Consider the following 673-nt stretch of genomic DNA (forward strand, 5'->3'; position numbering starts at 1 on the left):
TCGGGCCGCGTTCGACGATCGGCTCCAGTGCCTTTTCTACCGGCACATTCGGAGCGTCGGTAATGCTCGTCAGAGCGCCCGCAGGGTTATAGGCCCACTTGACGCCGTTGATCAGCACCTTCTGGATGGTGGCGTCGTGATAGGTCGGATAGGTCTCGTGGCCGGGACGGAAATAGAAGATGTTGCCGGCGCCGCGGCGCCAGGTCAGGCCCGAGCGGAACACTTCCCCGCCCTGGAACCAGGAGATGAACACCGTTTCGAGCGGCTCCGGCACTGAGAACTGCTCGCCATACATTTCCTCGTTCTCGAGCTCGAAATGCTCGCCAATGCCGGCGGCGATCGGATGGCGCGGGTTGATCGTCCACAACCGCTCGCGCTCGCCCGCCTCACGCCATTTCAGCGCACAGGGCGTGCCCATCAGTCGCTTGAAGATCTTGGAGAAATGGCCGGAATGCAGCACGAGAAGGCCCATGCCTTCCCAGACGCGCTTGGCGACGCGCTCGACGACGGCATCGGAGACGGCGCCGTGATCCTTGTGGCCCCACCAGGTCAGCACATCGGTTTGCGCAAGACGGGCCTCGCTCAGCCCGTGTTCCGGCTCCTGCAGCGTCGCCGTCGTCGCCGAGATGCCGGGATCCTTATTCAGCGCATTCGCGATCGTCGTATGCATGCC

The 673-nt window shown here is 63.6% G+C and carries 1 protein-coding gene; it reads right to left on the minus strand.

The genetic code is table 11. The features are described 5' to 3' along the window. Window positions 1–673, minus strand: a 673-nt coding sequence (locus FFR93_RS40475; RefSeq protein WP_246661441.1) for a ThuA domain-containing protein, incomplete at both ends; no start/stop codon positions are given.

This window comes from Rhizobium sp. MHM7A (assembly GCF_005862215.1).
GTDB lineage: Bacteria > Pseudomonadota > Alphaproteobacteria > Rhizobiales > Rhizobiaceae > Rhizobium > Rhizobium bangladeshense.